This is a genomic window from Mycobacterium spongiae, assembly GCF_018278905.1.
Classification (GTDB): Bacteria; Actinomycetota; Actinomycetes; order Mycobacteriales; family Mycobacteriaceae; genus Mycobacterium; species Mycobacterium spongiae.
On sequence record NZ_CP046600.1, the window covers coordinates 3,639,901 to 3,666,588 of the forward strand.

Annotated in this window: 12 protein-coding genes; 2 read left to right on the forward strand and 10 right to left on the reverse strand. The window is 64.0% G+C overall.

All coding sequences use genetic code 11. The features are described from left to right. Positions 1 to 3: 3 nt before the first annotated feature. Positions 4 to 1,926, reverse strand: coding sequence for a DNA primase (dnaG, locus tag F6B93_RS14820; RefSeq protein WP_211695763.1), 1,923 nt, complete (start codon positions 1,924 to 1,926; stop codon positions 4 to 6). A 38-nt stretch (positions 1,927 to 1,964) separates the two neighbouring features. Next, on the reverse strand, positions 1,965 to 3,251 hold the full coding sequence (locus tag F6B93_RS14825; protein WP_211695764.1) for a deoxyguanosinetriphosphate triphosphohydrolase: 1,287 nt from the start codon (positions 3,249 to 3,251) through the stop codon (positions 1,965 to 1,967). Between the two features lie 76 nt (positions 3,252 to 3,327). Here F6B93_RS14825 and F6B93_RS14830 point away from each other — a divergent pair, with 76 nt between their 5' ends. Continuing rightward, positions 3,328 to 5,328, forward strand: a complete 2,001-nt coding sequence (locus F6B93_RS14830) for a TPM domain-containing protein (protein ID WP_211695765.1) — start codon at positions 3,328 to 3,330, stop codon at positions 5,326 to 5,328. 32 nt (positions 5,329 to 5,360) lie between these two features. Here F6B93_RS14830 and F6B93_RS22990 read toward each other — a convergent pair whose 3' ends face one another. From F6B93_RS22990 to F6B93_RS14895, 5 genes are all read right to left on the reverse strand, one after another. Then, positions 5,361 to 16,235 (reverse strand): PPE domain-containing protein, encoded by a 10,875-nt coding sequence (locus F6B93_RS22990; RefSeq protein ID WP_246540797.1) that lies wholly within the window; start codon positions 16,233 to 16,235, stop codon positions 5,361 to 5,363. 483 nt (positions 16,236 to 16,718) lie between these two features. Beyond that, positions 16,719 to 17,003, reverse strand: a complete 285-nt coding sequence (locus F6B93_RS14880; RefSeq protein ID WP_211695766.1) for a WXG100 family type VII secretion target — start codon at positions 17,001 to 17,003, stop codon at positions 16,719 to 16,721. A gap of 32 nt (positions 17,004 to 17,035) precedes the next feature. Continuing rightward, positions 17,036 to 17,332, reverse strand: a complete 297-nt coding sequence (locus F6B93_RS14885) for a WXG100 family type VII secretion target (protein WP_211695767.1) — start codon at positions 17,330 to 17,332, stop codon at positions 17,036 to 17,038. A gap of 133 nt (positions 17,333 to 17,465) precedes the next feature. Next, positions 17,466 to 17,792, reverse strand: a complete 327-nt coding sequence (locus tag F6B93_RS14890) for a hypothetical protein (RefSeq protein WP_211695768.1) — start codon at positions 17,790 to 17,792, stop codon at positions 17,466 to 17,468. Positions 17,793 to 18,482: 690 nt separating this feature from the next. Next, positions 18,483 to 20,021: a phospholipase C gene (locus F6B93_RS14895; RefSeq protein ID WP_211699514.1), complete on the reverse strand. Its 1,539-nt coding sequence runs from the start codon at positions 20,019 to 20,021 to the stop codon at positions 18,483 to 18,485. A 630-nt stretch (positions 20,022 to 20,651) separates the two neighbouring features. Between F6B93_RS14895 and F6B93_RS14900 the strand changes: the two genes are divergently transcribed. Continuing rightward, positions 20,652 to 21,368: a GAP family protein gene (locus F6B93_RS14900; RefSeq protein ID WP_281426089.1), complete on the forward strand. Its 717-nt coding sequence runs from the start codon at positions 20,652 to 20,654 to the stop codon at positions 21,366 to 21,368. 69 nt (positions 21,369 to 21,437) lie between these two features. Here the strand turns inward: F6B93_RS14900 and F6B93_RS14905 are convergent, their stop codons facing one another. The 3 genes from F6B93_RS14905 to F6B93_RS23775 all read right to left on the reverse strand — a co-directional run bounded on the left by F6B93_RS14905 (position 21,438) and on the right by F6B93_RS23775 (position 26,634). Then, entirely contained in the window at positions 21,438 to 22,622 is a 1,185-nt protein-coding gene (locus tag F6B93_RS14905) for a PPE family protein (protein WP_211695770.1), read from the reverse strand. Between the two features lie 317 nt (positions 22,623 to 22,939). Continuing rightward, entirely contained in the window at positions 22,940 to 24,133 is a 1,194-nt protein-coding gene (locus F6B93_RS14910; protein WP_211699515.1) for a PPE family protein, read from the reverse strand. A gap of 581 nt (positions 24,134 to 24,714) precedes the next feature. Next, entirely contained in the window at positions 24,715 to 26,634 is a 1,920-nt protein-coding gene (locus F6B93_RS23775) for a PPE family protein (protein ID WP_211695771.1), read from the reverse strand. Between the last annotated feature and the right edge of the window lie 54 nt (positions 26,635 to 26,688).

Genomic DNA, 26,688 nt, shown 5'->3' on the forward strand with positions numbered 1-26,688 from the left:
CGCTCAACTGCTGAGTTCGTCACCGCTGGCCTGCTCCTTCAGACTGCGCCGATAAGCCTCCATGGCGACCAGGTCGCCGAACAGCGCGTGGTACTCGTCATCCTGGTCGATCGGCGACATGCGCTGCAGCTTGGACTTCATCTCGGCGATCTGCTGGCCTATCCACGCCTCCTGCAAGCGGGCCAGCACCCCCGCGATGTAGCGCGGCAGCCGGTCCTCGTCGACCTGGATCGTCTCGACACCCAGCTCGGTGATCAAGCCGGCGGTCAAGGCCGACGTCGTCTGTTGGCGCACCATGTCCAACCACTGCGCCCCGGCGATGCCAGTCGACGTGCCGCCCGCGCCCTCGATGGCCGCGCGGACAGCGGCGTAGCCGGGGTGCGCAAAGCTCTCGACGCTCAGGGTGTCGAACACCGGCCCGGCCAGCGCCGGATACTGCAGGGCGGACTTGAGCGCCTCACGCTGCGTTCCGAGAGCGGGGTCACGGGGATGCGGACGGGCGGCAGGGGCTTCGGCCGACGCTGCCTTGGAGTCTTCCGGCTCGACCTGGCTCGGGGCCGCCGATCCGCGGCCACCCCGGCGGGGATTCTTGGACGATTTTGCTTCACCGCGGACCCGCTCGATGACCTGCGCGACATCGTCCCAACCAACCCAGCCGGCAAGTTGGCGCGCGTACTCGTCGCGCAGTGCGGGGTCCTTGATCTGAGCGACCATCGGCACGCAACGGCGTAAGGCGGCCACCCGGCCCTCGGCATTGTCCAGATCCAATTCGGCAATCACGCTGTGAATCGCGAACTCGAACAACGGGGTTCGCCGTGCGACCAGATCACGCAGCGCACCGTCGCCCGACGCCAATCGCAGGTCACAAGGATCCATGCCATCCGGGGCCACGGCAACATAGGACTGGCCCGCCAACTTTTGCTCGCCCTCGAACGCCTTGAGCGCGGCGGCACGTCCGGCGGCGTCGCCGTCGAAAACATAGATCAGCTCTCCACGAAAGAAGCTGTCGTCCATCATCAGTCGGCGCAGCATCGCCAGGTGCTCGTCGCCGAACGCGGTCCCGCACGACGCGACCGCGGTGGTGACTCCAGCCAAATGCATAGCCATAACATCGGTGTAGCCCTCGACGACCACCGCCTGGTGCGCCTTGGCGATATTGCGTTTCGCCAGGTCGATGCCGAACATCACCGACGACTTCTTGTACAGCAGGGTCTCTGGTGTGTTGACGTACTTGGCTTCCATGGGGTCGTCGTCGAACAGCCGGCGCGCCCCAAAACCGATGACTTCAGCGGCCGAGGTGCGGATAGGCCATAGCAGCCGCCGGTGGAACCGGTCTATCGGGCCGCGGCGACCTTGCCGCGACAACCCGGCAGCTTCCAGCTCTTTGAACTCAAAACCCTTGCGCTGCAGATGTTTTGTCAGTGAATCCCACCCCGAGGGCGCGAACCCGCAGCCGAAATGCCGGGCAGCGCCGGCGTCGAAGTTGCGCTCGGTCAAATACTGACGAGCCGCTGCCGCCTCATCGGACTCCAACGCCTCGGCATAGAACGCTGCGGCGGCCGAGGTTGCCGCGAGCAGCCTGCTACGGCTACCGCGATCGCGCTGCACGCTGGTGGCCGGACCGGTGTAGCTGATCGTGTGGCCGACCCGATCGGCGAGCAGTTCAACCGCCTCGACAAAGCCGACGTGTTCGATCTTCTGGATGAAGGCATACACGTCGCCGCCCTCGCCGCAGCCAAAGCAATGAAAGTGGCCGTGGTTGGGTCGCACATGAAACGACGGTGACTTTTCGTTGTGGAACGGGCACAGGCCCTTCATCGAATCGGCGCCGGCGCGCCGCAACTGGACGTAGTCGCCGACGACGTCCTCGATCCGGGCCTTCTCGCGAATGGCGGCGATATCGCGATCGGAGATCCGGCCAGACACCGGCCCAGTGTACGGCCCCGGGTTTTGCGGCGAGCCCCCTACAGCGCGGCTTGACGGGCTTCGATGCGCTCCAGCCGGCCCTCCGTGTAGGACGCGATCTGATCGACGATCACCCGCCACCGCGCGCCGTCGCTGGCCGCCGTGTTGAATGCCGCGGCAAAGATCGGGTCGAGGGTTCGAGGCGCCCCGGAGTACAGCCAGTGGGCCACCCGATGGATACGTTCGCGCTGGCGGGCTTGGGTTTCCAGATGCCGCGGGTCGGACATGATGAACTGCAGCGCCAGGATTTTGAGCACCGCGACCTCGGCGCGGACGAGTTCGGGGACCTGCAGGTCGGCCTGGAAGCGCACCAGCGGCCCTGGGCCGGCGGCGGCGCGAGTGGTCGCGATCGCGGCCGACGCGAACCGGCCGACAAGTTCGCTGGTCAACTGCTTGAGTGCGACCGACGCCGCCAGCGTGGCGTCGTACTTGCCGACGGCGGCGACGACCGAGAGCCTCGACAGCCGACCCGCTGCGGCCAGCAACTCGTCGGCACTCACTGTGCCGAATTCGCTCTCACCTAGTTTGGCGAGGGCGGCCGCGCCGTCGTCGTCGGCAAGTACCCGCAAGTCGATGCGTTCGGAAACGACACCGTCCTCGACGTCGTGCACCGAATAGGCGACGTCGTCCGCCCAATCCATGACCTGCGCTTCTAGACACGCTCGCTGCGCCGGGGCGTGGGTGCGGACCCACACCGCCGGATCGCGATCCTCGTGGTAGAAGCCGAATTTGCGCCGGGCGCTTGCCGGGCCGCGGCCCCGTGTCCACGGATATTTGGTGACTGCATCCAGGGATGCGCGAGTCAGGTTCAGGCCCGCGCTAAATCCTTGTTCATCAAGAACTTTGGGCTCGAGACTGGTCAGTATCCGGAAGTTCTGTGCATTGCCCTCGAAACCGCCGTACAAGGTAGCGACCTCATCGAGCGCGCGCTCACCGTTGTGGCCATACGGTGGATGCCCGATGTCGTGAGCCAGACCAGCCAATTCCACCAAGTCCAGATCGCAGCCCAGTCCAATCGCGATCCCCCGCCCGATCTGAGCCACCTCCAGCGAGTGCGTCAACCGAGTGCGCGGAGTGTCGCCCTCGCGCGGTCCGACGACCTGCGTTTTGTCCGCCAGTCGACGCAGCGCGGCACTGTGCAACACGCGGGCCCGGTCGCGGGCGAAGTCAGTGCGGTGCTGGCCTTCCGTACCCGGTAGCCCCGCGGTCTTTGGCGCTTCCGGCACCCGTCGCTGACGGTCGGCTTCGTCGTACGGGTCATGCGGGTCCTGCTGGTTCGTGGTCACCGATCCACAGTCTGCCAGGCAGCTACCCCCCGCGGACCCGCCGAGCGGTGCCGGGTCGGCGGGCTAAATTGGCGATATGCGCATTGCTCGCCTGGTTGCGATCATCCTGACAATTCTCAGCATCGGGCTGCTGGCCGCCCCGCCAGCCGGCGCGCAACCGCCGTTTCGGCTGCCCGACTACGTGACCGACGACGCCGGTGTGCTGACTGCCAGCGATCGCGACGCGGTGAAGTCTGCCGTCAACAGGCTCTACACCAATCGCCACCTGCGGCTGTGGGTGGTCTATGTCGACGACTTCTCCGGGGATGGCTCGGTCGACTGGGCGCAACGAACCATCGGCCTCAGCGAGCTTGGTGACCACGACGCGCTGCTCGCGGTTGCCACCAAGGGTCGCGCGTATGCCTTTCTGGTGCCGCCATCGATACCGGGCATCAGCCAGAGTCGGGTCGACAAGCTGCGACGCAATCGAATCGAACCGGCGCTCCGCGACGGCGACTGGGGCGGCGCGGCCGTCGCCGCGGCGACAGGGCTCAACAAAGCACCGAGCCCATCGAGTCGCAGATTGCTGCTCATCGTGCTCGGCGTCATCGTCGTCGCTGTGGTGGCCTTCGTGATCGTGATGCGCTACCGCGAACGCCGGCGTCGGGCCCGCGCGCTGGCCGCGGCACGACGCGTGGACCCCACCGACGCGCGGGCATTGGCGGCTGTTCCGTTGGAAGCTCTCGAGGACCTATCCCGATCGATGGTCGTCGACGTCGACAACGCGTTGCGGACCAGCTCCAACGAGGTCGCGCTGGCGATCGACGAGTTTGGCGAGGAGCGCACCGCACCGTTCACCCAGGCGGTGGACAAGGCCAAGGAGGCCTTGTCCCAAGCATTCACGGTGCGCCAACAACTCGACGATGACACACCCGAGACACCGGCACAGCAACGTGAACTGCTCACTCGGGTAATAGTGTCCGCAGCGCACGCCGACCGCGAGCTCGAGTCACAGACCGAGGCGTTCGAAAAGCTGCGCAATCTGGTGATCAACGCACCGTCCCGGCTCGATCTGCTCACCCAGCAGTACGTCGCACTCACCACCCGAATCGCCCCTACCGAGCAGCGCCTTGCCGAGTTGCACACCGAATTCGACGCTGCAGCACTGACTTCGGTCTCGGGCAATGTCACAACCGCCACCCAGCGGCTGGCATTCGCCGACCATGCCATCGGTGAGGCGCGTGACCTTGCTGCCCAGCCGGTGAGCGGACAGCAGGCCGCGCTGGTCGACGACGTCCGCGCCGCCGAGTCAGCGTTGGGGCAAGCCCGGGCACTGCTGGATGCGGTGGACAGCGCGGCCAGCGACATCCGCCGTGCAGTCGCGTCGCTGCCAACGATGGTGGCCGACATCCAAGCGAGCATCGCACAGGCCGACGAACAGCTGCAGCAGCAGTCGACGCCGCAATCTCCACATATCGGCGACCTCATGGCGGCGCGCGATGCGGCGGCCCGGGCCGTGCATAGTTTCCGCGGCGGCACGGCGACCGATCCGCTGGCCGCGTTCGCGCGGCTGACCAAAGCCGACGCCGACCTGGACCGCCTCGTGGCTACTCTTGCCGAAGAACAGGCAACCGCCGAACGACTCACCCGTTCGCTCGAGCAGGCGTTATTCACCGCGGAGTCGCGGGTACGGGCGGTCTCGGAGTACATCGATACCCGCCGCGGCAGCATCGGACCCGAGGCCCGCACCCGGCTCGCGGAGGCGAAACGGCAGCTCGAGGCCGCACAGGGACGAAAGTCGACCGACCTCAGCGAGGCGATCGCCTACGCCAATGCGGCGTCCGCGCTGGCAGCCCACGCGCAGTCGCTGGCCAACGCCGACGTGCGATCGTCGCAGCGCGCCACTACCCGCCGCGGGAGCAACAACGCCGGCGCAGTCCTGGGAGGCATCATCATCGGCGATCTGCTCGGCCGGGGCATGCGTGGTGGTATGCGCCGCGGGATGGGCGGCTGGAGCCCCACGTCCTTCGGCGGCAGCTCGGGTTCGCCGGGTGGTTCATCCGGCGGCGGGTTCCTTGGTGGGGGTGGGCGGTTCTAGCAGCGCCGTCACCGAGGCTGACGGCGGGCCACCTAAGCGTCGTTGCCGTCCACGCCGCCGGGCAAGGTGCCCGTGCCGCCTTCGCCGCCGGTGCCTCGGAATCCGTCACCTTGGTTGCCTTGGGCACCGAAGCCGGCGGGGCCGCCGGTCCCGGCGGCGCCTCCGTTGCCGCCGTTACCGCCGGTGCCATTCGTGCCGACTACCCCACCGTTGCCGCCGTTGCCGCCATTGCCCCCGGACCCGCCGGCACCGCCCCGGGTCGTGAAGGCGTCGACGCCGCCGCCCTTGCCGCCAGTCCCGCCCTTTCCGCCGTTACCCCCGTCGCCGGCAGCGCCACCGTCGGCACCCGCTCCGCCCTCGCCACCGGTGCCCGCCGTGCCGCCGGCGCCGCCGAAACCGCCCCTGCCAAGGGTGACTTGACCTGAGGAGTTGGTGGTGTTCAACCCGAGACCGCCCTCACCGCCTTGGCCACCGTTGCCACCGATGCCGCCGGTACCGGCAACGCTGGATGCGGTGGTGGCGGCGCCGCCGATACCGCCAGCGCCACCTTCACCGCCCATGCCCCCTCGTCCGCCGAAAATGAACTGACCGGGGGCGGAGGTGTTGGCGGCGGTACCGCCGGTGCCGCCGGTGCCGCCGGTGCCGCCGGTACCGCCGTCGCCCGCGATGCCGCCGACACCGCCGGAGCCGGTCGCCCCACCCTGGCCACCGTTACCGCCGGCACCGCCCATACCGCCGTCGTCCGCGAATCTACTGTTGCCGGGGGCGTCGTTGCCTCTGCCGCCGTTGCCGCCTTGTCCGCCCTTGCCGCCGGTGCCACCGTCTCCGTTGGTGCCACCGGCGCCGGTGTTGCCGCCCTGGCCGCCCATACCGCCGTCGCCGCCTTTGAAGCCGCTGCCGGTGCCCGCGGCGTCATCGCCGGTAGCGCCAGCACCGCCGTCACCGCCGCGGCCGCCGTCGCCGAAGGCGCCCACGTCGCCCGCCGTGGCGCCAAATCCGCTGCCGGCCGCCCCACCGGCGCCGCCGCCACCACCGGCACCGCCCATACCGCCGCCACCGCCGTCCAGACCCAACCCCACGCCGCTGCCACCGGCCCCGCCGGTCCCACCGGCACCGCCGCCGCCGCCTTGACCACCGCTACCGGTGGTACCGCCGATACCGGCGTCGCCGCCATCACCACCCTGACCGCCCTCACCACCGGCGCCACCGGTCGTGCCCACCTGCCCACCGGCACCGGTCACGCCGTCACCACCCTTGCCGCCCATGCCGCCTACGCCGCCGTCGCCCCCGGTCCCAGTCGTCCCCTGCGTAGCGCCTACAGACGAGCCGGCCGACCCGGCGATACCGCCTTGACCGCCGGCACCGCCTTTACCGCCGTCCTGACCGGCGCCGCCGTCGCCGCCGGCCCCACCGGCGCCGCCCTCGCCGCCAGTCCCACCGCCGCCGGTGGTACCGCCGACGCCAGATTCACCACCCTGTCCGCCCCTACCGCCCATACCACCGGCAAAGCCGTCGCCGCCGTCGACGCCATTGGCGCCTTGGCCCCCTTGCCCACCGGCGCCGCCGTCGCCGCCGGTGCCCGCGTCACCCGCTGCGGCCGCGGCGCCCGCACCGGCGCCGGCCGCCCCACCAACGCCCGCGTTGCCGCCAAAGCCGCCGTTGCCGCCGTTGGTGCCGACACCGTTCATGCCGGTCGAACCGGCACCCCCGGTTCCCCCGTGACCGCCGTCTCCGCCGCGGCCACCCGCACCGTTGGTGCCGCCGGTACCGGCGGCGCCGCCCGCACCGCCCGCACCGCCGCGGCCGCCGTCAAAGCCCCGAGCACCCGCGGCGGCATTACCGCCGTCTCCGCCGGCGCCGCCCATGCCTCCGGCTCCGCCGTTGCCGCTGCTCCCCGCGGCACCGACCGTCCCCATCACTCCGCCCGCACCACCGGCGCCACCGGCGCCGGCCTCGCCGCCGGTCCCGCCGGTCCCGCCGAACCCGCCCCGTTGGCCAATGCCCACGCCGCTGGCGCCCTCGCCGCCGGTGCCGCCCATTCCGCCGTCACCGCCGACCCCGCCAGCCCCACCGGTGCCGAACAGCAGCGCGGTGTTGGCCCCGCCGGCCCCACCTGCCCCACCGGCCCCACCGTCGAAGCCCATCCCGCCGTTGAAGCCCGCCTGGCCGAACTGGCCCGGGTTGCCCGCTGCACCGGCGTCACCCATGCCACCAGTACCGCCGGCCCCGCCGGCCCCGCCGGTGCCGAACAGCAGCTGCCGGTTCGCGCCGCCAGCCCCGCCAGCGCCGCCATCCCCGCCGGACAGGCCCGCCCCGCCCTGGCCACCAACGCCGGCCAGGCCACCGAAGAGCCCATTGGCACCGCCAATCCCGCCAGCCCCGCCGGCCCCGCCGACAATGATCGCGTCGCCGCCAGCACCGCCGGCCCCGCCAGACCCATACAGGAGTCCGCCTGACCCACCGGCCCCGCCGGCCTGCCCGGGCGCGCCCGAACCCCCGTCACCACCATGGCCGAACAAGAACCCGGCATCGCCGCCCGCTTGCCCGGTGCCCGGGGCGCCATCGACGCCATCACCGATCCACGGACGGCCCAGCAGCGCCTCGGTGGGTGCGTTGACCACCTGCAGCACGTTCTGCTCGATGGTCCGCAATAGCGGAGATTGCCCATTGATTCCGAAGAAGCCGGAGATGTTGTGGCCGACGTTGGCGGCGCCGGAGATCAGGTCGGGTGTGGCGAGGTTGGCGGTGCCGGTGTTGAACAGGCCGGAGATGTAGGTGCCGAGATTGGTGATGCCCGATAGGTGGCTGCCGACGTTTTCGAAGCCGGAGTTGAAGTCGCCGCCGTGGTTGAAGAAGCCTGAGGTGCCGGTTCCGGAGTTGCCGAAGCCCGAGGAACCACCCGCGCCGGTGTTGAACAAGCCCGACGACACGCCAACGGTGTTGTTGAACAGGCCCGGATGGAACTCGAAGAATATGGTTTCCCCGGTGAACACCTGCCCGTAGAAGATCGCGGGAACGTCGGCCTCGATGGGGATGCCTTCGGTGTAGATGAGGCTGCTTTCCACCGGGATCGAGATGGCGAACGCGGGGTTGATGTCATCGACCTTCCAGAACGCACCGATATTGCGGTCACCCTCGATGAACAAGCCCGTGTTGAGATCGCCGGAGTTGAAGAATCCGGTGTTGATATCACCGGCGTTGTAGCTCCCGGTGTTGGTGTCGCCGACGTTGTACTCGCCGGTGTTGTAGCTCCCCACGTTGTAGTTACCGGTGTTGTGGTCACCAACGTTGAAGCCACCGAAGTTGAAACTGCCGGAGTTAAACCAGCCGGTGTTGTAGCTACCGGAGTTGAACAACCCGGTATTGCCGGTGCCCGCGTTGAACACGCCGGTGTTACCGACACCGGAGTTGAACAAACCGGTGTTACCGACACCGGAGTTGAGCCCACCAAAGCCGATCTGGTTGTCGCCGGTGAGCCCGATACCGATGTTGCCGCTGCCGGTGTTGGCCAGCCCGAAGTTGCCATCACCGGTGTTGGCCAACCCGAAGTTGAAACTACCGTTGTTACCGAAACCGATGTTGAGGCTGCCCAGGTTGGCGCTGCCGTAGTTGTTGAAACCGAAGTTGGCCGCACCGAAGTTCGAGCTGCCGAGGTTGGCGTTGCCGATATTGAAACTGCCCCAGCTGCCGCTGCCGAAGTTGGAGTCACCGATATTGCCATGACCCACATTGAGCGCACCCACGTTGCCAAAACCGAAGTTCTGGAAATCAAGGGGCCCCAGACTGGCCACACCCGACAAGTTCTGCCCGACGTTACCAAAGCCGGAAACAACATCCAGCACACTAGATCCGGCGCCGATCTCGGCTCTATTGAACACACCCGAGATGTGGTTGCCGAAGTTCAAGATACCCGTAGCGGTCCCGTCGGGATCCGGATGGTTCCCGAAATTCAAGAAACCCGAACTCCCCGTGCCGAAGTTCCCGATGCCCGAGGACGAACCCCCACCATTATTGAACAAGCCCGACGACGGCTCGGAGGTCTCGAAGTTGAACAAACCCGGCCCGGGCTTGATGTCGAGCAGCGTGATCGTCGTGGCCGCCGATATGGGGAAAGCCAGGGTCAACCCGAAATGGCCCTGACTATCGGCCTGCACGAAGAACCCGTTGTTGTAGTTACCCGAGTTGAACCCACCGGTGTTGACCGACCCGGTGTTGGCGATACCGGTGTTGATGTGACCGGTGTTCCACCCGCCGGTGTTGGTGTTACCCGAGTTGTAGGCACCGGTGTTGGCGTTGCCGGAGTTGCCCCAACCACTGTTGAGGTCACCGGCGTTCCACCAGCCGGTGTTGGTCGCGCCCGCATTGGCATAGCCGGTGTTGTAGCTGCCCGTATTGGCCACACCCCAGTTGCCGGTGTCGGAGTTGAACACACCAACGTTGCCGGTACCGGAGTTGGAAACACCCACATTGTTGGTGCCCGCGTTCCACCAGCCACTGTTTTGGATCGCGGAGTTAAACAGGCCCAGGTTCCCGTCACCGGCGTTGCCCAGCCCGGTGTTGATCAGCCCCGCGTTCAACACCCCGGCATTACCGCTACCCGCATTGAGGAACCCGGAGTTGCCGGTGCCGGAGTTGAACAAACCGACGTTGCCGACACCGGAGTTGAGCCCGCCAAAGCCCACCTGATTGGTGCCGGTGAGCCCGATACCGATGTTGCCGCTGCCGGTGTTGGCCAAACCGATGTTGCCATCTCCAGTGTTGGCCAAACCAAAATTCAGGCTACCGAAGTTGCCCAACCCGAAATTCGCGTCACCGAAGTTACTGAAACCGCGGTTCAAGCTGCCGAAGTTAGCGCCGCCGATGTTGTTGCTACCGGTGTTAGCGCTCCCCAAGTTCCAGTCCCCGATATTGGCGTTGCCAAAGAAGTTATGGCTGCCCTGGTTAGCGTTACCGAAGATGTTCCAATCACCGACATTGGCGCTACCGAAGAAGTTCGAAAAACCAACGTTAGCGTCGCCGAGGTTGGTGCTGCCGATGTTACCGCTACCGAAGTTGAAGCCGCCCAGGTTGGCGCTACCCAGGTTGAAACTACCGATATTAGCGCCACCGGAGAAACCGCTGAAGTTCCACCCGCCGATATTGGCGCTACTGCCAATATTGAGGTTGCCCAGGTTCGCATTGGCAAACAAGTTGCCAAAACCGATGTTGCCCAAACCAATATTACGGTAAGCGATACCCGCCACGTTCTGGCCCACATGACCCGCACCCGAGACAAAGTCCTGCGCCAACAGGCCAGCACCCTCATTGTCGAAACCCGACACCATCGTGGCGTTGAAGTTCAACACGCCCGACACCAACGAGCTACCAAAGTTCAACAACCCCGAGCCAGACCCGGTGTCGGCATCCATAATATTCAACAACCCCGAAACACCAGCACCAAAGTTACCGAAGCCCGACGAACCACCCTCACCAACATTAAAGAAACCCGACGACGGCGACCCCGTCACATTCCCAAACCCCGGCCCACCCTGCAGGTCAAGCAACGTAATCTTGAAAGTACTGGTCTCCACCGGCACGTTGTCCGGGAACCCGGTAACAAAATCAGGCACAGTACCAATGAACGCCGGATCATTCGTAATTAACGCCAGAGCACCGATCTGCGAGGAGATGTCTACCTCGATGGCGTAGCCCAAGGACGCATGACCCAGGTCATTGCCCCGCAAGAAAAATCCGTTGCTGCGGTCACCGGAATTGTAGCCGCCGGTGTTGACATCACCCGTGTTGTACACACCGGTGTTCGCATGGCCCACATTGTACAAACCCGTATTATGGCTACCCACATTGTAATTGCCGGTATTGAAACTACCCGGGTTGTAGACACCCGTGTTGTGACTCCCCACGTTATACCCACCGGTGTTGACATCACCCGCATTCCACCAACCCGTGTTGGCCACCCCCGCGTTGCCCCACCCAGTGCTGAAACTACCCGAGTTCCACAAACCCCAGTTCCCGTTACCAGAGTTGAACACACCCACATTGCCCGTACCCGAGTTGAACAACCCGATGTTGCCCGTACCCGAGTTGAACAACCCGATATTCCCACTACCGGAGTTCAGCCCACCAATACCCACCTGATTCGTGCCCGTGAGCCCGATACCAATATTCCCGCTACCCGTGTTCGCCAACCCAATATTGCCATCACCCGTATTCCCCAAACCGAAGTTCAAGCCACCCATATTGGCCCAACCGATGTTCAACCCACCCGCATTACCGAAACCGAAATTACTACTCCCCGCATTACCGCCACCAACATTCCCACTACCCAAGTTCCCCAAACCAAAGTTCAGGCTCCCCAAATTACCACTACCTAAATTACTACTCCCCGCATTACCGCTACCAAAATTACCACCCCCAAGATTCCCATCACCAAAATTAAGACTCCCAAGATTACCCCCACCAACATTCAACTCACCCACATTCGCAAAACCAAAATTGAACCCCGCGTTGACGAAGCCGGAGATGTTGTGGCCGACGTTGGCGGCGCCGGAGATCAGGTCGGGTGTGGCGAGGTTGGCGGTGCCGGTGTTGAACAGGCCGGAGATGTAGGTGCCGAGATTGGTGATGCCCGATAGGTGGCTGCCGACGTTTTCGAAGCCGGAGTTGAAGTCGCCGCCGTGGTTGAAGAAGCCTGAGGTGCCGGTTCCGGAGTTGCCGAAGCCCGAGGAACCACCCGCGCCGGTGTTGAACAAGCCCGACGACACGCCAACGGTGTTGTTGAACAGGCCCGGATGGAACTCGAAGAATATGGTTTCCCCGGTGAACACCTCGCCGTAGAAGATCGCGGGAACGTCGGCCTCGATGGGGATGCCTTCGGTGTAGATGAGGCTGCTTTCCACCGGGATCGAGATGGCGAACGCGGGGTTGATGTCATCGACCTTCCAGAACGCACCGATATTGCGGTCACCCTCGATGAACAAGCCCGTGTTGAGATCGCCGGAGTTGAAGAATCCGGTGTTGATATCACCGGCGTTGTAGCTCCCGGTGTTGGTGTCGCCGACGTTGTACTCGCCGGTGTTGTAGCTCCCCACGTTGTAGTTACCGGTGTTGTGGTCACCAACGTTGAAGCCACCGAAGTTGAAACTGCCGGAGTTAAACCAGCCGGTGTTGTAGCTACCGGAGTTGAACAACCCGGTATTGCCGGTGCCCGCGTTGAACACGCCGGTGTTACCGACACCGGAGTTGAACAAACCGGTGTTACCGACACCGGAGTTGAGCCCACCAAAGCCGATCTGGTTGTCGCCGGTGAGCCCGATACCGATGTTGCCGCTGCCGGTGTTGGCCAGCCCGAAGTTGCCATCACCGGTGTTGGCCAACCCGAAGTTGAAACTACCGTTGTTACCGAAACCGATGTTGAGGCTGCCCAGGTTGGCGCTGCCGTAGTTGTTGAAACCGAAGTTGGCCGCACCGAAGTTCGAGCTGCCGAGGTTGGCGTTGCCGATATTGAAACTGCCCCAGCTGCCGCTGCCGAAGTTGGAGTCACCGATATTGCCATGACCCACATTGAGCGCACCCACGTTGCCAAAACCGAAGTTCTGGAAATCAAGGGGCCCCAGACTGGCCACACCCGACAAGTTCTGCCCGACGTTACCAAAGCCGGAAACAACATCCAGCACACTAGATCCGGCGCCGATCTCGGCTCTATTGAACACACCCGAGATGTGGTTGCCGAAGTTCAAGATACCCGTAGCGGTCCCGTCGGGATCCGGATGGTTCCCGAAATTCAAGAAACCCGAACTCCCCGTGCCGAAGTTCCCGATGCCCGAGGACGAACCCCCACCATTATTGAACAAGCCCGACGACGGCTCGGAGGTCTCGAAGTTGAACAAACCCGGCCCGGGCTTGATGTCGAGCAGCGTGATCGTCGTGGCCGCCGATATGGGGAAAGCCAGGGTCAACCCGAAATGGCCCTGACTATCGGCCTGCACGAAGAACCCGTTGTTGTAGTTACCCGAGTTGAACCCACCGGTGTTGACCGACCCGGTGTTGGCGATACCGGTGTTGATGTGACCGGTGTTCCACCCGCCGGTGTTGGTGTTACCCGAGTTGTAGGCACCGGTGTTGGCGTTGCCGGAGTTGCCCCAACCACTGTTGAGGTCACCGGCGTTCCACCAGCCGGTGTTGGTCGCGCCCGCATTGGCATAGCCGGTGTTGTAGCTGCCCGTATTGGCCACACCCCAGTTGCCGGTGTCGGAGTTGAACACACCAACGTTGCCGGTACCGGAGTTGGAAACACCCACATTGTTGGTGCCCGCGTTCCACCAGCCACTGTTTTGGATCGCGGAGTTAAACAGGCCCAGGTTCCCGTCACCGGCGTTGCCCAGCCCGGTGTTGATCAGCCCCGCGTTCAACACCCCGGCATTACCGCTACCCGCATTGAGGAACCCGGAGTTGCCGGTGCCGGAGTTGAACAAACCGACGTTGCCGACACCGGAGTTGAGCCCGCCAAAGCCCACCTGATTGGTGCCGGTGAGCCCGATACCGATGTTGCCGCTGCCGGTGTTGGCCAAACCGATGTTGCCATCTCCAGTGTTGGCCAAACCAAAATTCAGGCTACCGAAGTTGCCCAACCCGAAATTCGCGTCACCGAAGTTACTGAAACCGCGGTTCAAGCTGCCGAAGTTAGCGCCGCCGATGTTGTTGCTACCGGTGTTAGCGCTCCCCAAGTTCCAGTCCCCGATATTGGCGTTGCCAAAGAAGTTATGGCTGCCCTGGTTAGCGTTACCGAAGATGTTCCAATCACCGACATTGGCGCTACCGAAGAAGTTCGAAAAACCAACGTTAGCGTCGCCGAGGTTGGTGCTGCCGATGTTACCGCTACCGAAGTTGAAGCCGCCCAGGTTGGCGCTACCCAGGTTGAAACTACCGATATTAGCGCCACCGGAGAAACCGCTGAAGTTCCACCCGCCGATATTGGCGCTACTGCCAATATTGAGGTTGCCCAGGTTCGCATTGGCAAACAAGTTGCCAAAACCGATGTTGCCCAAACCAATATTACGGTAAGCGATACCCGCCACGTTCTGGCCCACATGACCCGCACCCGAGACAAAGTCCTGCGCCAACAGGCCAGCACCCTCATTGTCGAAACCCGACACCATCGTGGCGTTGAAGTTCAACACGCCCGACACCAACGAGCTACCAAAGTTCAACAACCCCGAGCCAGACCCGGTGTCGGCATCCATAATATTCAACAACCCCGAAACACCAGCACCAAAGTTACCGAAGCCCGACGAACCACCCTCACCAACATTAAAGAAACCCGACGACGGCGACCCCGTCACATTCCCAAACCCCGGCCCACCCTGCAGGTCAAGCAACGTAATCTTGAAAGTACTGGTCTCCACCGGCACGTTGTCCGGGAACCCGGTAACAAAATCAGGCACAGTACCAATGAACGCCGGATCATTCGTAATTAACGCCAGAGCACCGATCTGCGAGGAGATGTCTACCTCGATGGCGTAGCCCAAGGACGCATGACCCAGGTCATTGCCCCGCAAGAAAAATCCGTTGCTGCGGTCACCGGAATTGTAGCCGCCGGTGTTGACATCACCCGTGTTGTACACACCGGTGTTCGCATGGCCCACATTGTACAAACCCGTATTATGGCTACCCACATTGTAATTGCCGGTATTGAAACTACCCGGGTTGTAGACACCCGTGTTGTGACTCCCCACGTTATACCCACCGGTGTTGACATCACCCGCATTCCACCAACCCGTGTTGGCCACCCCCGCGTTGCCCCACCCAGTGCTGAAACTACCCGAGTTCCACAAACCCCAGTTCCCGTTACCAGAGTTGAACACACCCACATTGCCCGTACCCGAGTTGAACAACCCGATGTTGCCCGTACCCGAGTTGAACAACCCGATATTCCCACTACCGGAGTTCAGCCCACCAATACCCACCTGATTCGTGCCCGTGAGCCCGATACCAATATTCCCGCTACCCGTGTTCGCCAACCCAATATTGCCATCACCCGTATTCCCCAAACCGAAGTTCAAGCCACCCATATTGGCCCAACCGATGTTCAACCCACCCGCATTACCGAAACCGAAATTACTACTCCCCGCATTACCGCCACCAACATTCCCACTACCCAAGTTCCCCAAACCAAAGTTCAGGCTCCCCAAATTACCACTACCTAAATTACTACTCCCCGCATTACCGCTACCAAAATTACCACCCCCAAGATTCCCATCACCAAAATTAAGACTCCCAAGATTACCCCCACCAACATTCAACTCACCCACATTCGCAAAACCAAAATTGGGGACGAGGTAGCCCTGATCGCTGATAAGACTTACGGCAGCGCTGCCCCCCAGCGCCAGAGTCTGCGGCAGCGTAGCGAGCGCCGGGAGGGCCGCAACCGCGGACGACGCGCCGGCGTAATAATTGAACATCGCCGCCACATCGGCGGCCCACATCTCCTCATACGCGGCCTCAACCGCCGCAATCGCCTGGGTGTTCTGCCCAAATAGATTCGACAACGCCAGCGACACCAACAAAGTTCGGTTAGCCGCGATCACCGCCGGGGGCACCGTCGCCGTTAACGCCTCCTCGAACACCCCGACCGCCGCGCTGGCCTGCTGGGCCGCCGCCTCGGCGTGGCCCGCCGCCTCGCTCAACCACGTCACATAGGGCGCCGCGGCGGCCACCATCGCCGCCGCCGCCGCACCCTGCCACGCGCCTTCCACCAAGTCGGTGGTTACCGAGCCGAATGATGCTGCCGCAGAACCCAATTCGGCGGCTAATCCATCCCACGCCGTTGCTGCCGCAACGAATGGTCCTGAGCCCGGGCCGCCATACATCAATGCTGAGTTGATCTCCGGCGCCAATACAGGGAAATCCATGATGCTATTGCCTTTTTACTTGCTATCGCCCTGCCGAGCAGGCCTCTAGTGTATGTCCGGTCTGGCGACCGCACCCCAATTACGGATAACGCAACAATGCGCGGCTCCGCGACCGCCAACAGCTCCACCCAGCCGTCCCGAACGCGGTCGATGTCGATGACCCTACCCACGGATTGTCCGTACGTATTGGTATTGGAAAAGTTCTAATGAAAACAGACGAGTTCTCATGGACGGTCGTTCTGTGCGCGGACCACCAAGACGTGGTCTGCCAATGGTGGAGCCACCCTCACCGGATTCGGGAACAACCTCGGCGGTTCTTAGCCGTAGCAGCGCCAGGCCGCTCAACAACGTCGGCTAGCGCAAAATGCACTGAGGGCGCGGGCACTAGGTGCCCGCGCCCTCAGCGCGATTTACTTGACGGTCAGGGCAAGCGCACCGGAAACCCCGGTGCGCCGCCCCGAACCGAATCCTCTTGCGACCTCGTCAGGCCCAGCTGGAGCCAACGGCGCTGTCGGTGCTCGCCATGTTGTTGCCGGCGGCTTGCACCTTCTGCCCGTGGGCGTTGGCCTGCTGGTAGATCACCTGGAAGTTACGCCCCAACTGGGCGATGAACTCCTGGCACGCCACCGAACCGGCGCCGCCCCAAAAGTCACCAGCAGCCAGCACATCGCGAACGATGGCCTGGTGCTCAGCCTCCAACGATGCGGCCTGCGCGCGAATCAACGCGCCATGGGCGTCGACATCGCCGAACTGGTAATTGATGGTCATTGGTTTTGTCCTCCTGACTCGAAGCTTGTGGGCTAGCTGCTAAGGATTTGCTGCGACGACTGCTCTTGCTGCTCGTAGTGATTCGCGTCGCGCACCAGACCGTCACGCACCCCGTGGAGCATGTTCACGATGTTGCGGAAGGCCGTGTTCATCTGCGTCATGGTGTCCATCGACGTCGCCTCGGCCAGACCGCGCCATCCCGCACCCGAGATGTTCTGCGCGGATGCCCACATCCGGCGGGCCTCGTCCTCCACTGTCTGGGCGTGGACCTCAAAGCGGCCCGCCATATCCCGCATCGCATGCGGGTCAGTCATAAAACGCGTTGCCATGTTGGCTATCTCCTTTTGTTACATGGACCTAATTACATGGGAGTTGTATACAGGTTGACTGCTGCGATCATCGGCACTGGACACCAGAACCGTCGATCACTCGTGACACAAGTACAGTCTTTCCCTCCCCTCTCTAACCGGCCGCCGGAGAATGCGGTATCACGCTGCTGTTGTTGCGCGGCATCTCAAAGCGCGGTTCGGCATTCTCGGCCTCCCACTCGCGCCATTCGGCCCACTCGTCCCATTCGTCCATCGCTGCGGCTTCCGAGTCTGCCGCCTCGGCCACCGTGCCATCGCCCTCTACACCGTCTTCAGGATCGGGCGCCCAGTGGTCGTAGTCGTCCGGAGGCACGGCTACACCCCAAGTGAGCGGAACCGACAACCCGCAGAGCAACCCCGATTCACCCCGTTTCGCCGCCACCGCATCGGGCGGCAAGGGTGGACCAAGAGGCAAAAGCACGCTGTCCCCTTCCACTGCCTATCTCGATACACCAACGCTCAATGGCCAGACCATCGAGCTCTCCGAATCGTATGACAAACCGGAGACAATATCCGCAAAATTCTGGAATTTTCCTTGTACCAGAGCCGACGCGTCTCACGGAAGCCCGCCGATGACGACGCGCCACGCAGTGTGCCCCACGCCGCCCCCCGGCCGCCGGCCAGGGGATTTGGGGTCGCGCCGCGAGTGCGAGCCTTCAACCATGCAACAAGATACGGCGTCCATACAATACGGTACGGCGTCGCACGCGTCAACGGATGCCGTTCGGAATCTGAGTAGGGAAGCCCTTGGTCCAGGACCCTCAACACCCGACTGGGCTGACTTTGGGTCAGCTTCGCCGGTCGACACACGGGGCGATCCACGGTGGGCAGCGACATGCCGGGCGGCGCGGCGGGTGCCGGCATCCCGAAGCGCTTGCCGATCAACTGCAGCTGCGAGGCGTGGTCGCATTGATCGTGGCGCGACCCCGTCCTTCGAAGACCCCGCGGCACCTGCCCGGTGCTCACGGCCCGCACCCTCCGTCGCACATTCCGCTCGCACTTGGTCCCCATTGGCAGCTGCCAGGAATAAGATTGTCGCGGCCTGGTTTCACCAGAATTCGCGGCCATTCGAACCTCGTAACGGGGCGATTTTCCGGGCCCGGCCGCCAATTCAGCTGCAGAGTCCGCTGGGAGTACCGCGGGTGGGCGAGGTCTCCTGGGTTGGCATCGCCTGCGGAAACGGCACCCGATACGGAACGGCCGGCAGCGCGCCGTCGGTGGTCCCCAACACCACATTGGGGACGCACTGCGGCAACTTCGGCACGGCCGCCAGCAAGGGGTGGCTCAAATTGGGCTTGGCCGGGTTCGGCGGGCTCGCGAAGTTGAACGTCGACGTCATATCGCCGACGACCCCGTCCCGCCAAGCGGACAGGTTGGGAACCGGCACACCGAACCGCGTGCTAATGAACTTCAGCGTCGACGTGTGATCAAACGTGTCACTGACCATCAGCGCGCCGCGGCTGAACGGGGAGATGACGAAGCAGGGAACCCGAAAGCCCAAACCGATCGGCCCACGGATGCCGCCCGACCCATCCACCGCGTCGATATCGGGGACCGTCACGAATTCACCCGGCGTGCCCGGGGGCGGCGTTGGCGGGATGACGTGGTCGAAGAAACCGCCGTTCTCGTCATAGTTGATGATCAGCGCGGTCTTTTCCCACACAGCTGGATTGGAAAGCAGAATCCGCAGCGCGGTCACCATGGCCACCGCGCCGAACGCAACCGGCAACGCGGGATGTTCGGATTGCAGGAAATTCGGCACTAGCCAGGACACCTTGGGCAACCGGTCTGCCCGGACGTCGGCGGCGAAGTCTCGCGGGTAGCTCGGAGAAATACCGAAACGGGCCAAATTTGACCTCGGATCCGCGGACTGCCTGAAAGCCTGTATCAGTCCGTTGTTGCTGAGCGGTGAGTTGATCAACGGCCCGAAGAACTTGTTCTGGTACACCTTCCAGCTGACCGCGGCATCTTCGAGGTTTTCGGGCATGAGGCGCCACCGATACTGCTGATGCGGTATGAACCCGGGCTCCACCAGCTGCGGTCCGCCGTCGACGCCGTCGGGGTCGATGGTGGCGCTCATCCAGTACAGCCGGTTGGGCAGCGTGCCGCCCAGTAGCGAACAATAAAATCCGTCGCAGATCGTGAAGGTGTCCGCCAGCAGGTAGTGGATCGGAATGTCTTGCCGGGTGTAATAGCCCATCGTCATGGGGACGTAGGGCGCGGCACGTTCCCCCGCTTGCGCGGGTAGCCAATTGTCGTTGGCGCCGTCGTGCCATGCCTCGTGCATGGCGATCCATTGGTGCGCAGGGTCATTGACGCACTCGCCCTGAACCAACGGGCCTCGGGTGGTATCAAGACGAAACGGAATGGTGATCCCGGCTGGGTCCAGGGCCTGCGTCATGGGATTCCATCCCGCCTGTGCGAACAGCGGCGACGGGTCATCGAATCCGCGGGTGCCCGACAGCGTCCCGAAGTAGTGATCGAACGACCGGTTCTCCTGCATCAACAACACGATGTGCTCGATGTCGGTCAAATGGCCCTGGCAGGGTCCCGCACCATAGGCCTTTTCGATCACCGGGGCCGCATAGTCCATCATTATCGCCCCCGCGCCGACGGCGGCGAGCTTGGTCATGAATTCTCGCCGTGACATCCCAAGAAACGGGCCGCCGCTCACTTCAACTGCCTTTCTGCGCACATTTCAGATCACGGTATAGACACGGTGGTTCCGGCCACGGCACTCCTAACGGCGTGTCGCGACGCATTTCGCGTGCAAAAACGTGGCTGCGCTGCGTTCCGGGACGAAAGTCGGGCGACGAGATACCGACCAGGTTTCGAACGTGAGCGGGACCCAGCACATCTCCTCGCCCGTCCTCGCCGGCTATCCGCCGCGACCGGCGAAGCCTGAAAGTGACTGGGCACCAGTGGATGATGCCCACCAACCAGCGGTCGGCACCTCGGCTCCGGGGACGGGTCAGAGGTCGGCGTCAAACACCGAGACCGTCGGCGGACAAACGGTCGGGACCAAAAAATTAGTCTAATCCCACATTCCTAATGAAACCTTCAGAGCGTCTATTTCCCGCTTCGCGCCTGTGCCGGGTGTCAGCAGATAGTTCCAGGTCAGACCTGGGTCGTCGTGATGTCGGTGATATGGAACCAGCAGCCCGTATTCTTACCGGCACGCCAAGAAGGGCTGCCGATCGAGGTAATTCCACTGTGATCCGGAAAATGGCGGTCTACCTCCTCTAACGCAAACCGTGCTGCCGTTGTAGCGTTGCGACCCATGTGGTGCACGGTGCTGGTGTTAGCTCTTGTGGCAACAGCCGACCCCTTTCGGATCGGGATCAGCGTCATGTTGTCTTCACGACCCCGTCCCGTGCGCCACCTGGTTGCGTTCTGGCTGGGAGGCATCACGATCAGCATCACCGTGGCGATGGGTGTGCTCTTCGCGCTGCGCGATGTGGCTCTTTCGGTGATGCACCGGCTGGAACTCGCCACAGCCAGCTCCACCGCCGGTCACATTCAAGTCGCGATGGGGGGTATGGCGCTGCTGATCGCGGCAGTCACGGTGGGCTTCTCGCCATTCCAGCGATTTCGGCTCGGCATGCCCGGCAGCCACCCGTCCCACCTGGAGGCGCGGGCGTCGACCGCGATCTCGAGATTGTCGACGCGCGCCGAGGATGCGATGCGATCCCGACCGCTGAGGGTACCTTTCTTGCTCGGCGTGGGGATGTTGGTGGACCTCCGGTTCCTGGTAGCGCTCACCGCCATCGTGGCCTCGGGTGCCGCCGTCAGCACTCAGATCAGCGCGGCGGGGGTCTACACCCTGCTAGCACTGGCCTTCATCGAGCTTCCACTGGCCAGTCAGCTGGCTGCGCCGGCAAGGACCGGTCAGGTCCTGTCCAGGGTTCATGACTGGGTGAAATCGCGCCGGCCACAGATCTTCGCCGTCGTCGTCGCCATGCTCGGTGTTTTCCTCGTCAGCAATGGGGTGAGCTAGCGCGTCACGGTGCGCCAATGGCGCAGTCCGGATCGCTCCGGCACCTAGGCAACCAGACGACGCAGCGCGCTATCCGATGCCGGTCCGGGGGATCACACTGGGCCGTGCGGTCACCACATTCGGATTGGCCCCACCACGGCCCAACATCCCGCCGGGCGCCCCAGCCCCAGCACCACCCATACCCATGGGCATCGGCATCATCCCCATCGGGCGACCACCCGCCGCGGCCATCTCGGCCGTATTCGGCATCGCACCCAGCCCCGACACCGCCGAACTGGTGATCCCTTTGGGCACCGACCCCTCCCAGGTCGGCGGCACCGACATCGCACCCACCAACCGCGCCTTACCCAATTCGCCGGCCATCCCCGAACCCAAAGCCCCGGCACCGCCCAGGCCCTCCAACGGAGCAACATCACCGGCCAACAACGCACCATCAGCGGCGGCCAACCCGCCAGCCTCAGCCCCAAATGTCCCCGCAGTCGCCCCCGTCTGCCCCAACTGCATCAACGGCCCAATAAGCATGCTGGCCGGCATCGCCACCGCCTGCGAGGCCCCCAACACCGTCTCCACCGGCACCGCCGAGGCCATCGCCGGCAACCCCTCGACCGCGCCCTGAAGGACCGGCGACAACGCCCCCGTCGCCGCCGTCGCCATCCCGGCAAGCTCGAGATTGATTTGCCCCCCAAGCGCGGCGACCTGCCCAGCAACGGCGCCCAACCCCGCCAACTCCAACGGCGGCACACCAAAGGGCGTCAACGCCGCGGCCACCGACGTCGCCCCCGCGTCATAGCCCACCATCGCGGCCACGTCCTGAGCCCACATCTCCACATAGTCGAACTCGGTCGCGGCGATCAGCGGCGTGTTCTGACCCAAGAAATTCGTCGCCACCAACGACATCAACGCCGTGCGGTTGGCCGCCACCGCCGCCGGATGCACCGTCGCGGCCAATGCCGCATCAAACGCCAGCGCCGCCGCACGTGCCTGGCCCGCCGACAACTCCGCCTGGCCCGCCGCCGCGCTCAACCACGCCACATACGGTGCCGCCGCAGCCGCCATCGACACCGACGCCGGACCCGACCACGGCCCATTGGCCAACCCGCTCAGCACCGACTGAAACGACGTCGCCGAACCTGCCAAATCCGCCGCCAACCCGTCCCAGGCCGCCGCCGCCACGAACAGCGGGCTCGACCCCGCACCACCAAAAATCCGCGCCGAGTTGATCTCCGGTGGCAACCACGAGAAATCCAGAATCATCGCACCCCCAAACCAGCCAGACGCAACCGCGGCGCCAACAACGACATGTCCGGACGCTCATCAAGAGACAGCACGCGCGACAACGCAGCTGGATGGACTAGCTCTCCACTCAAGACCGCGCTTCTCCCGAACGGCCGGAACAACCTGACACAAAGGTATTCGCGTCAGCGATCACATTGGTTACTTTGCCCAGCGCAACGGAGCGCCGACGTGCCTAGGCTGGCTGCTCGCCGCTATTGGCGCTCGTGACGGGCGTCGCGGGCCACCCGGGCACCGCGCATACGACGGCCGACCCAGAAGGCCGGCGCATACTCGCGTTATCCGACCCCGGTTCGGGGTATCACACTGGGCCGTGCGGTCAGCACATTCGGATTGGCCCCACCACGGCCCAACATCCCTCCGGGCCCACCGGCCGCGGCACCACCCATACCCATTGGCATCGGCATGAATCCCATACCACCGTGCCCGGCCATCGCCGGTGTCCCGCTGGGCATTGCACCCAGCCCCGACATCGCCGAAGTGGTGATCCCTCTGGGCACCGACCCCTCCCAGGTCGGCGGCACCGACATCGCACCCACCAACCGCGCCTTACCCAACTCGCCGGCCATCCCCGAGCCCAAGGCCCCGGCACCGCCCACACCCTCCAACGACGCGGCATCACCGGCCAGCAACGCACCATCAGCGGCAGCCAAACCCCCAGCCTCAGCCCCATACAACCCCGCGGTACCCGCAGTAGTCGCCCCCGTCTGCCCCAGCTGCATCAACGGCCCAATAAGCATGCTGGCCGGCATCGCCACCGCCTGCCCGGCTCCCAACACCGTCTCCACCGGCACCGCCGAGGCCATCGCCGGCAACCCCGCCGCAGCGCCCTGGAGTACCGGGGACACGGCCCCCGTCGCCGCCGTCGCCATCGCCGCGAGCTGGGTATTCACCTGCGCACCAACAGCGGCGACCTGCCCACCAATGGCGCCCAAACCTGCCAACTCCAGCGGCGGCACACTAAAGGGCGTCAACGCCGCCGCCACCGACGTCGCCCCCGCGTCATAGCCCACCATCGCGGCCACATCCTGAGCCCACATCTCCAGATAGTCGAACTCGGTCGCGGCGATCAGCGGCGTGTTCTGGCCCAAGAAATTCGTCGCCACCAACGCCATCAACGCCGCGCGGTTGGCCGCCACCGCAGGCGGAGGAACCGTCGCGGCCAACGCCGCATCAAACGCCAGCGCCGCCGCGCGAGCCTGACCCGCCGACAACTCCGCCTGGCCCGCCGCTGCGCTCAACCACGCCACATACGGTGCCGCCGCCGCCGCCATCGACACCGACGCCGGACCCGACCACGGGCCATTGGCCAACCCGGTCAGCACCGACTGAAACGACGTCGCCGAACCTGCCAAATCCGCCGCCAACCCGTCCCAGGCCGCCGCCGCCACGAACAGCGGGCTCGACCCCGCACCACTAAAAATCCGCGCCGAGTTAATCTCCGGCGGTAACCACGAGAAATCCAGAATCATCGCAACCCCAAACCGGCCAGCCGCAACAGCGGCCCCGACCATGCGCTAGGACGCTCATCGACAGCGATCACGAAAACCGCCACGGCCGGATCGTAAAACAATCCACGCCTAAAGTCCCGCAGTTTCACAAAAAACTTATTGAGAAATTCTGATTCGGGATGCCGCGCCTACGCAGCACCGATCCGGGCCGGTTGGCCGGGCTGCCCGGAGTGCCGGCAACAGGACCCGAAAGGGCATCGGCATCGGCTGCCCGAGGTCATACCCAACCCGGAATCCGTCCGGAGCGCCGGCCGCCGAAGCTGCGGCGTACAGCCAGGAAATGCCGTCGCGGCGGCGGTCTCAGTCGCGTGCTGCCAGAACCACTCTCGGCTGAGCCAGGGCTTGCCGCAGAGACTTGGGCGACCCCACCCGCCGACCCGTGACCGTAACCCCGGCCACGGCAACCAGCCGCACCCGAAAGGTAAACCCTGCCGCCTTTGAAACGGGTCTGCGAAGGGTCTGAAACGGGTCTGAGAAGGGTCTGAAACGGGTCTGCGAAGGCACGAAAAGGGTCTGGGAAGCGTTTAGGAAAAAGGTTCCTACTAGAACAAGTTCTTGAAGAAACCCGAGAGTAAATCACCAAAAACCAATACCCCGGAGCTGCCCGATCCGGATGTAAATAGCCCGGAGCTCATCACGCCGGTGACGAAGATCCCAGCGTTATTGACCGCCGCGCTGTTGTAGCCGCTGTTTCCGAACCCAGTGTTGAGAATACCCGAGTTTCCGCCAAACATAAGCGTGGTGCTGGTATTAACGTAACCCGAGTTGCCGAAGCCAGAGTTCTGGATGCCCGAATTACCGACTCCTGTCGGGTCGTTCTGACCGAAGCCCGAGTTGCCAGTACCGACATTGAAAAAGCCGGAATTGGGGCCAACTTGAGTGGCCGCACTGAAGAAGCCCGTGTTAAGGGTACCCGCGTTAAACCCACCCGTGTTGGTGTCGCCCGAGTTGAAGAAACCGGTATTGACGTTGCCGGCATTTCCGAAGAAGGTGTTGACGTCGCCCGAGTTAAAAGAGCCGCTGTTGCCATTGCCCGCATCCGCGAAGCCGGAGTTGCTGTTTCCGGCGTTGAAGGCCCCCGAGTTGTAGTCACCGGAGTCGAAAAAGCCGAAGTTGCCCGCGCCAGCGTTCGCGAAGCCGGTGTTCGTGGCGCCACCATTCCAGAATCCGGTGTTGATGTCACCGGCGTTCCCGAATCCCGTGTTACCGGTGCCGGAGTTGCCGATGCCTACGTTCCCGGTACCAGAGTTGAAGAAGCCAATATTTCCGGTGCCGGAGTTACCGAAGCCGATGTTTCCGCTGCCCGAGTTCAGGCCGCCGATTCCGATCTGGCCATCACCCGTAAGCCCGATTCCAATGTTGTTGTTGCCCGAGTTCCCAAATCCGAAGTTCCCACTACCCGTATTGCCGAACCCGAAATTGTTACTACCGAAATTGCCACTGCCGAAATTGAGGGTCCCGTTATTTCCGTTGCCGAAGTTTGCATCGCCGATGTTGCCGCTGCCTATATTGGTGCTGCCGATGTTTCCGCTGCCCACGTTGGTGGCGCCGATGTTTCCGCTGCCCACGTTGTTGCTACCGGAGTTTCCGCTGCCCAGGTTGAGATTGCCGATGTTGCCGCTACCCAGGTTGGTACTACCGATGTTGCCGCTACCGAGGTTGGTACTGCCCGTGTTGCCGCTACCCAGGTTGGCGTCACCGATATTGCCGTTGCCGAGGTTGATGTCGCCGGTGTTCCCGCTCCCCAAATTGAGGGAGCCAATGTTCCCGAGACCCACGTTGATGCCCTGAAGCGGCGCCGGCACGGCGGCCGCCTGAGCCTCTGCCGCATGAGCAGCGGCCGCTGGGATACCGGCCGGTGTCACCCCACCCAACAAACCCGACAAACCCGACAAACCCGGCAAACCCGACAAACCCGGCAAACCCGACAAGCCCGGCAGCCCCTGCAACGCCTGCTGCCACGGGGCCAACTGCGCCGCCGCCGCCGACGCCCCAGAGTGATACCCCACCATCGCGGCCACATCGGCGGCCCACATCTCCTCATAAATGCCCTCCGCGGCCGCAATCGCCGGAGCATTCTGCCCAAACACATTCGACAACACCAACTGCACGAACGCGTTCCGGTTAGCCGCGACCGCCAACGGATGCACCGTCGCCGCCCGCGCCGCCTCAAACACACTGGCCACCGCCTTAGCCTGACCAGCCGCCCCCACAGCCTGCGCCGCCGCCGCACCCAACCAGCCCGCATACGGAGCTGCCGCAGCCGCCATCGCCGCCGCCGCCGGACCCTGCCACGCCTGACCCGCTAACCCCGAAGTCACCGAGGCAAACGACTGCGCCGCCGAGCCCAACTCCGCAGCCAACCCATCCCAGGCCACAGCCGCCTCCAACATCGGCGCAGACCCCGCGCCCGAGAACATCCGCAACGAATTGATCTCCGGCGGCAAAACCGAAAAACTCATTACACCGGCCCCTCCTTTACCGGAATATTCTCAACCCAAACCCCGCGCGTTACA

Excerpts from the sequence above, each read along its gene's own strand:
- F6B93_RS14895 (WP_211699514.1), bottom strand. The coding sequence starts at position 20,021 with ATGTCACGGCGAGAATTCATGACCAAGCTCGCCGCCGTCGGCGCGGGG.
- F6B93_RS23775 (WP_211695771.1), bottom strand. The coding sequence starts at position 26,634 with ATGAGTTTTTCGGTTTTGCCGCCGGAGATCAATTCGTTGCGGATGTTC.
- F6B93_RS14885 (WP_211695767.1), bottom strand. The coding sequence starts at position 17,332 with ATGGCAACGCGTTTTATGACTGACCCGCATGCGATGCGGGATATGGCG.
- F6B93_RS22990 (WP_246540797.1), bottom strand. The coding sequence starts at position 16,235 with ATGGATTTCCCTGTATTGGCGCCGGAGATCAACTCAGCATTGATGTAT.
- F6B93_RS14830 (WP_211695765.1), top strand. The coding sequence starts at position 3,328 with ATGCGCATTGCTCGCCTGGTTGCGATCATCCTGACAATTCTCAGCATC.
- F6B93_RS14900 (WP_281426089.1), top strand. The coding sequence starts at position 20,652 with ATGTGGTGCACGGTGCTGGTGTTAGCTCTTGTGGCAACAGCCGACCCC.
- F6B93_RS14905 (WP_211695770.1), bottom strand. The coding sequence starts at position 22,622 with ATGATTCTGGATTTCTCGTGGTTGCCACCGGAGATCAACTCGGCGCGG.
- F6B93_RS14910 (WP_211699515.1), bottom strand. The coding sequence starts at position 24,133 with ATGATTCTGGATTTCTCGTGGTTACCGCCGGAGATTAACTCGGCGCGG.
- F6B93_RS14880 (WP_211695766.1), bottom strand. The coding sequence starts at position 17,003 with ATGACCATCAATTACCAGTTCGGCGATGTCGACGCCCATGGCGCGTTG.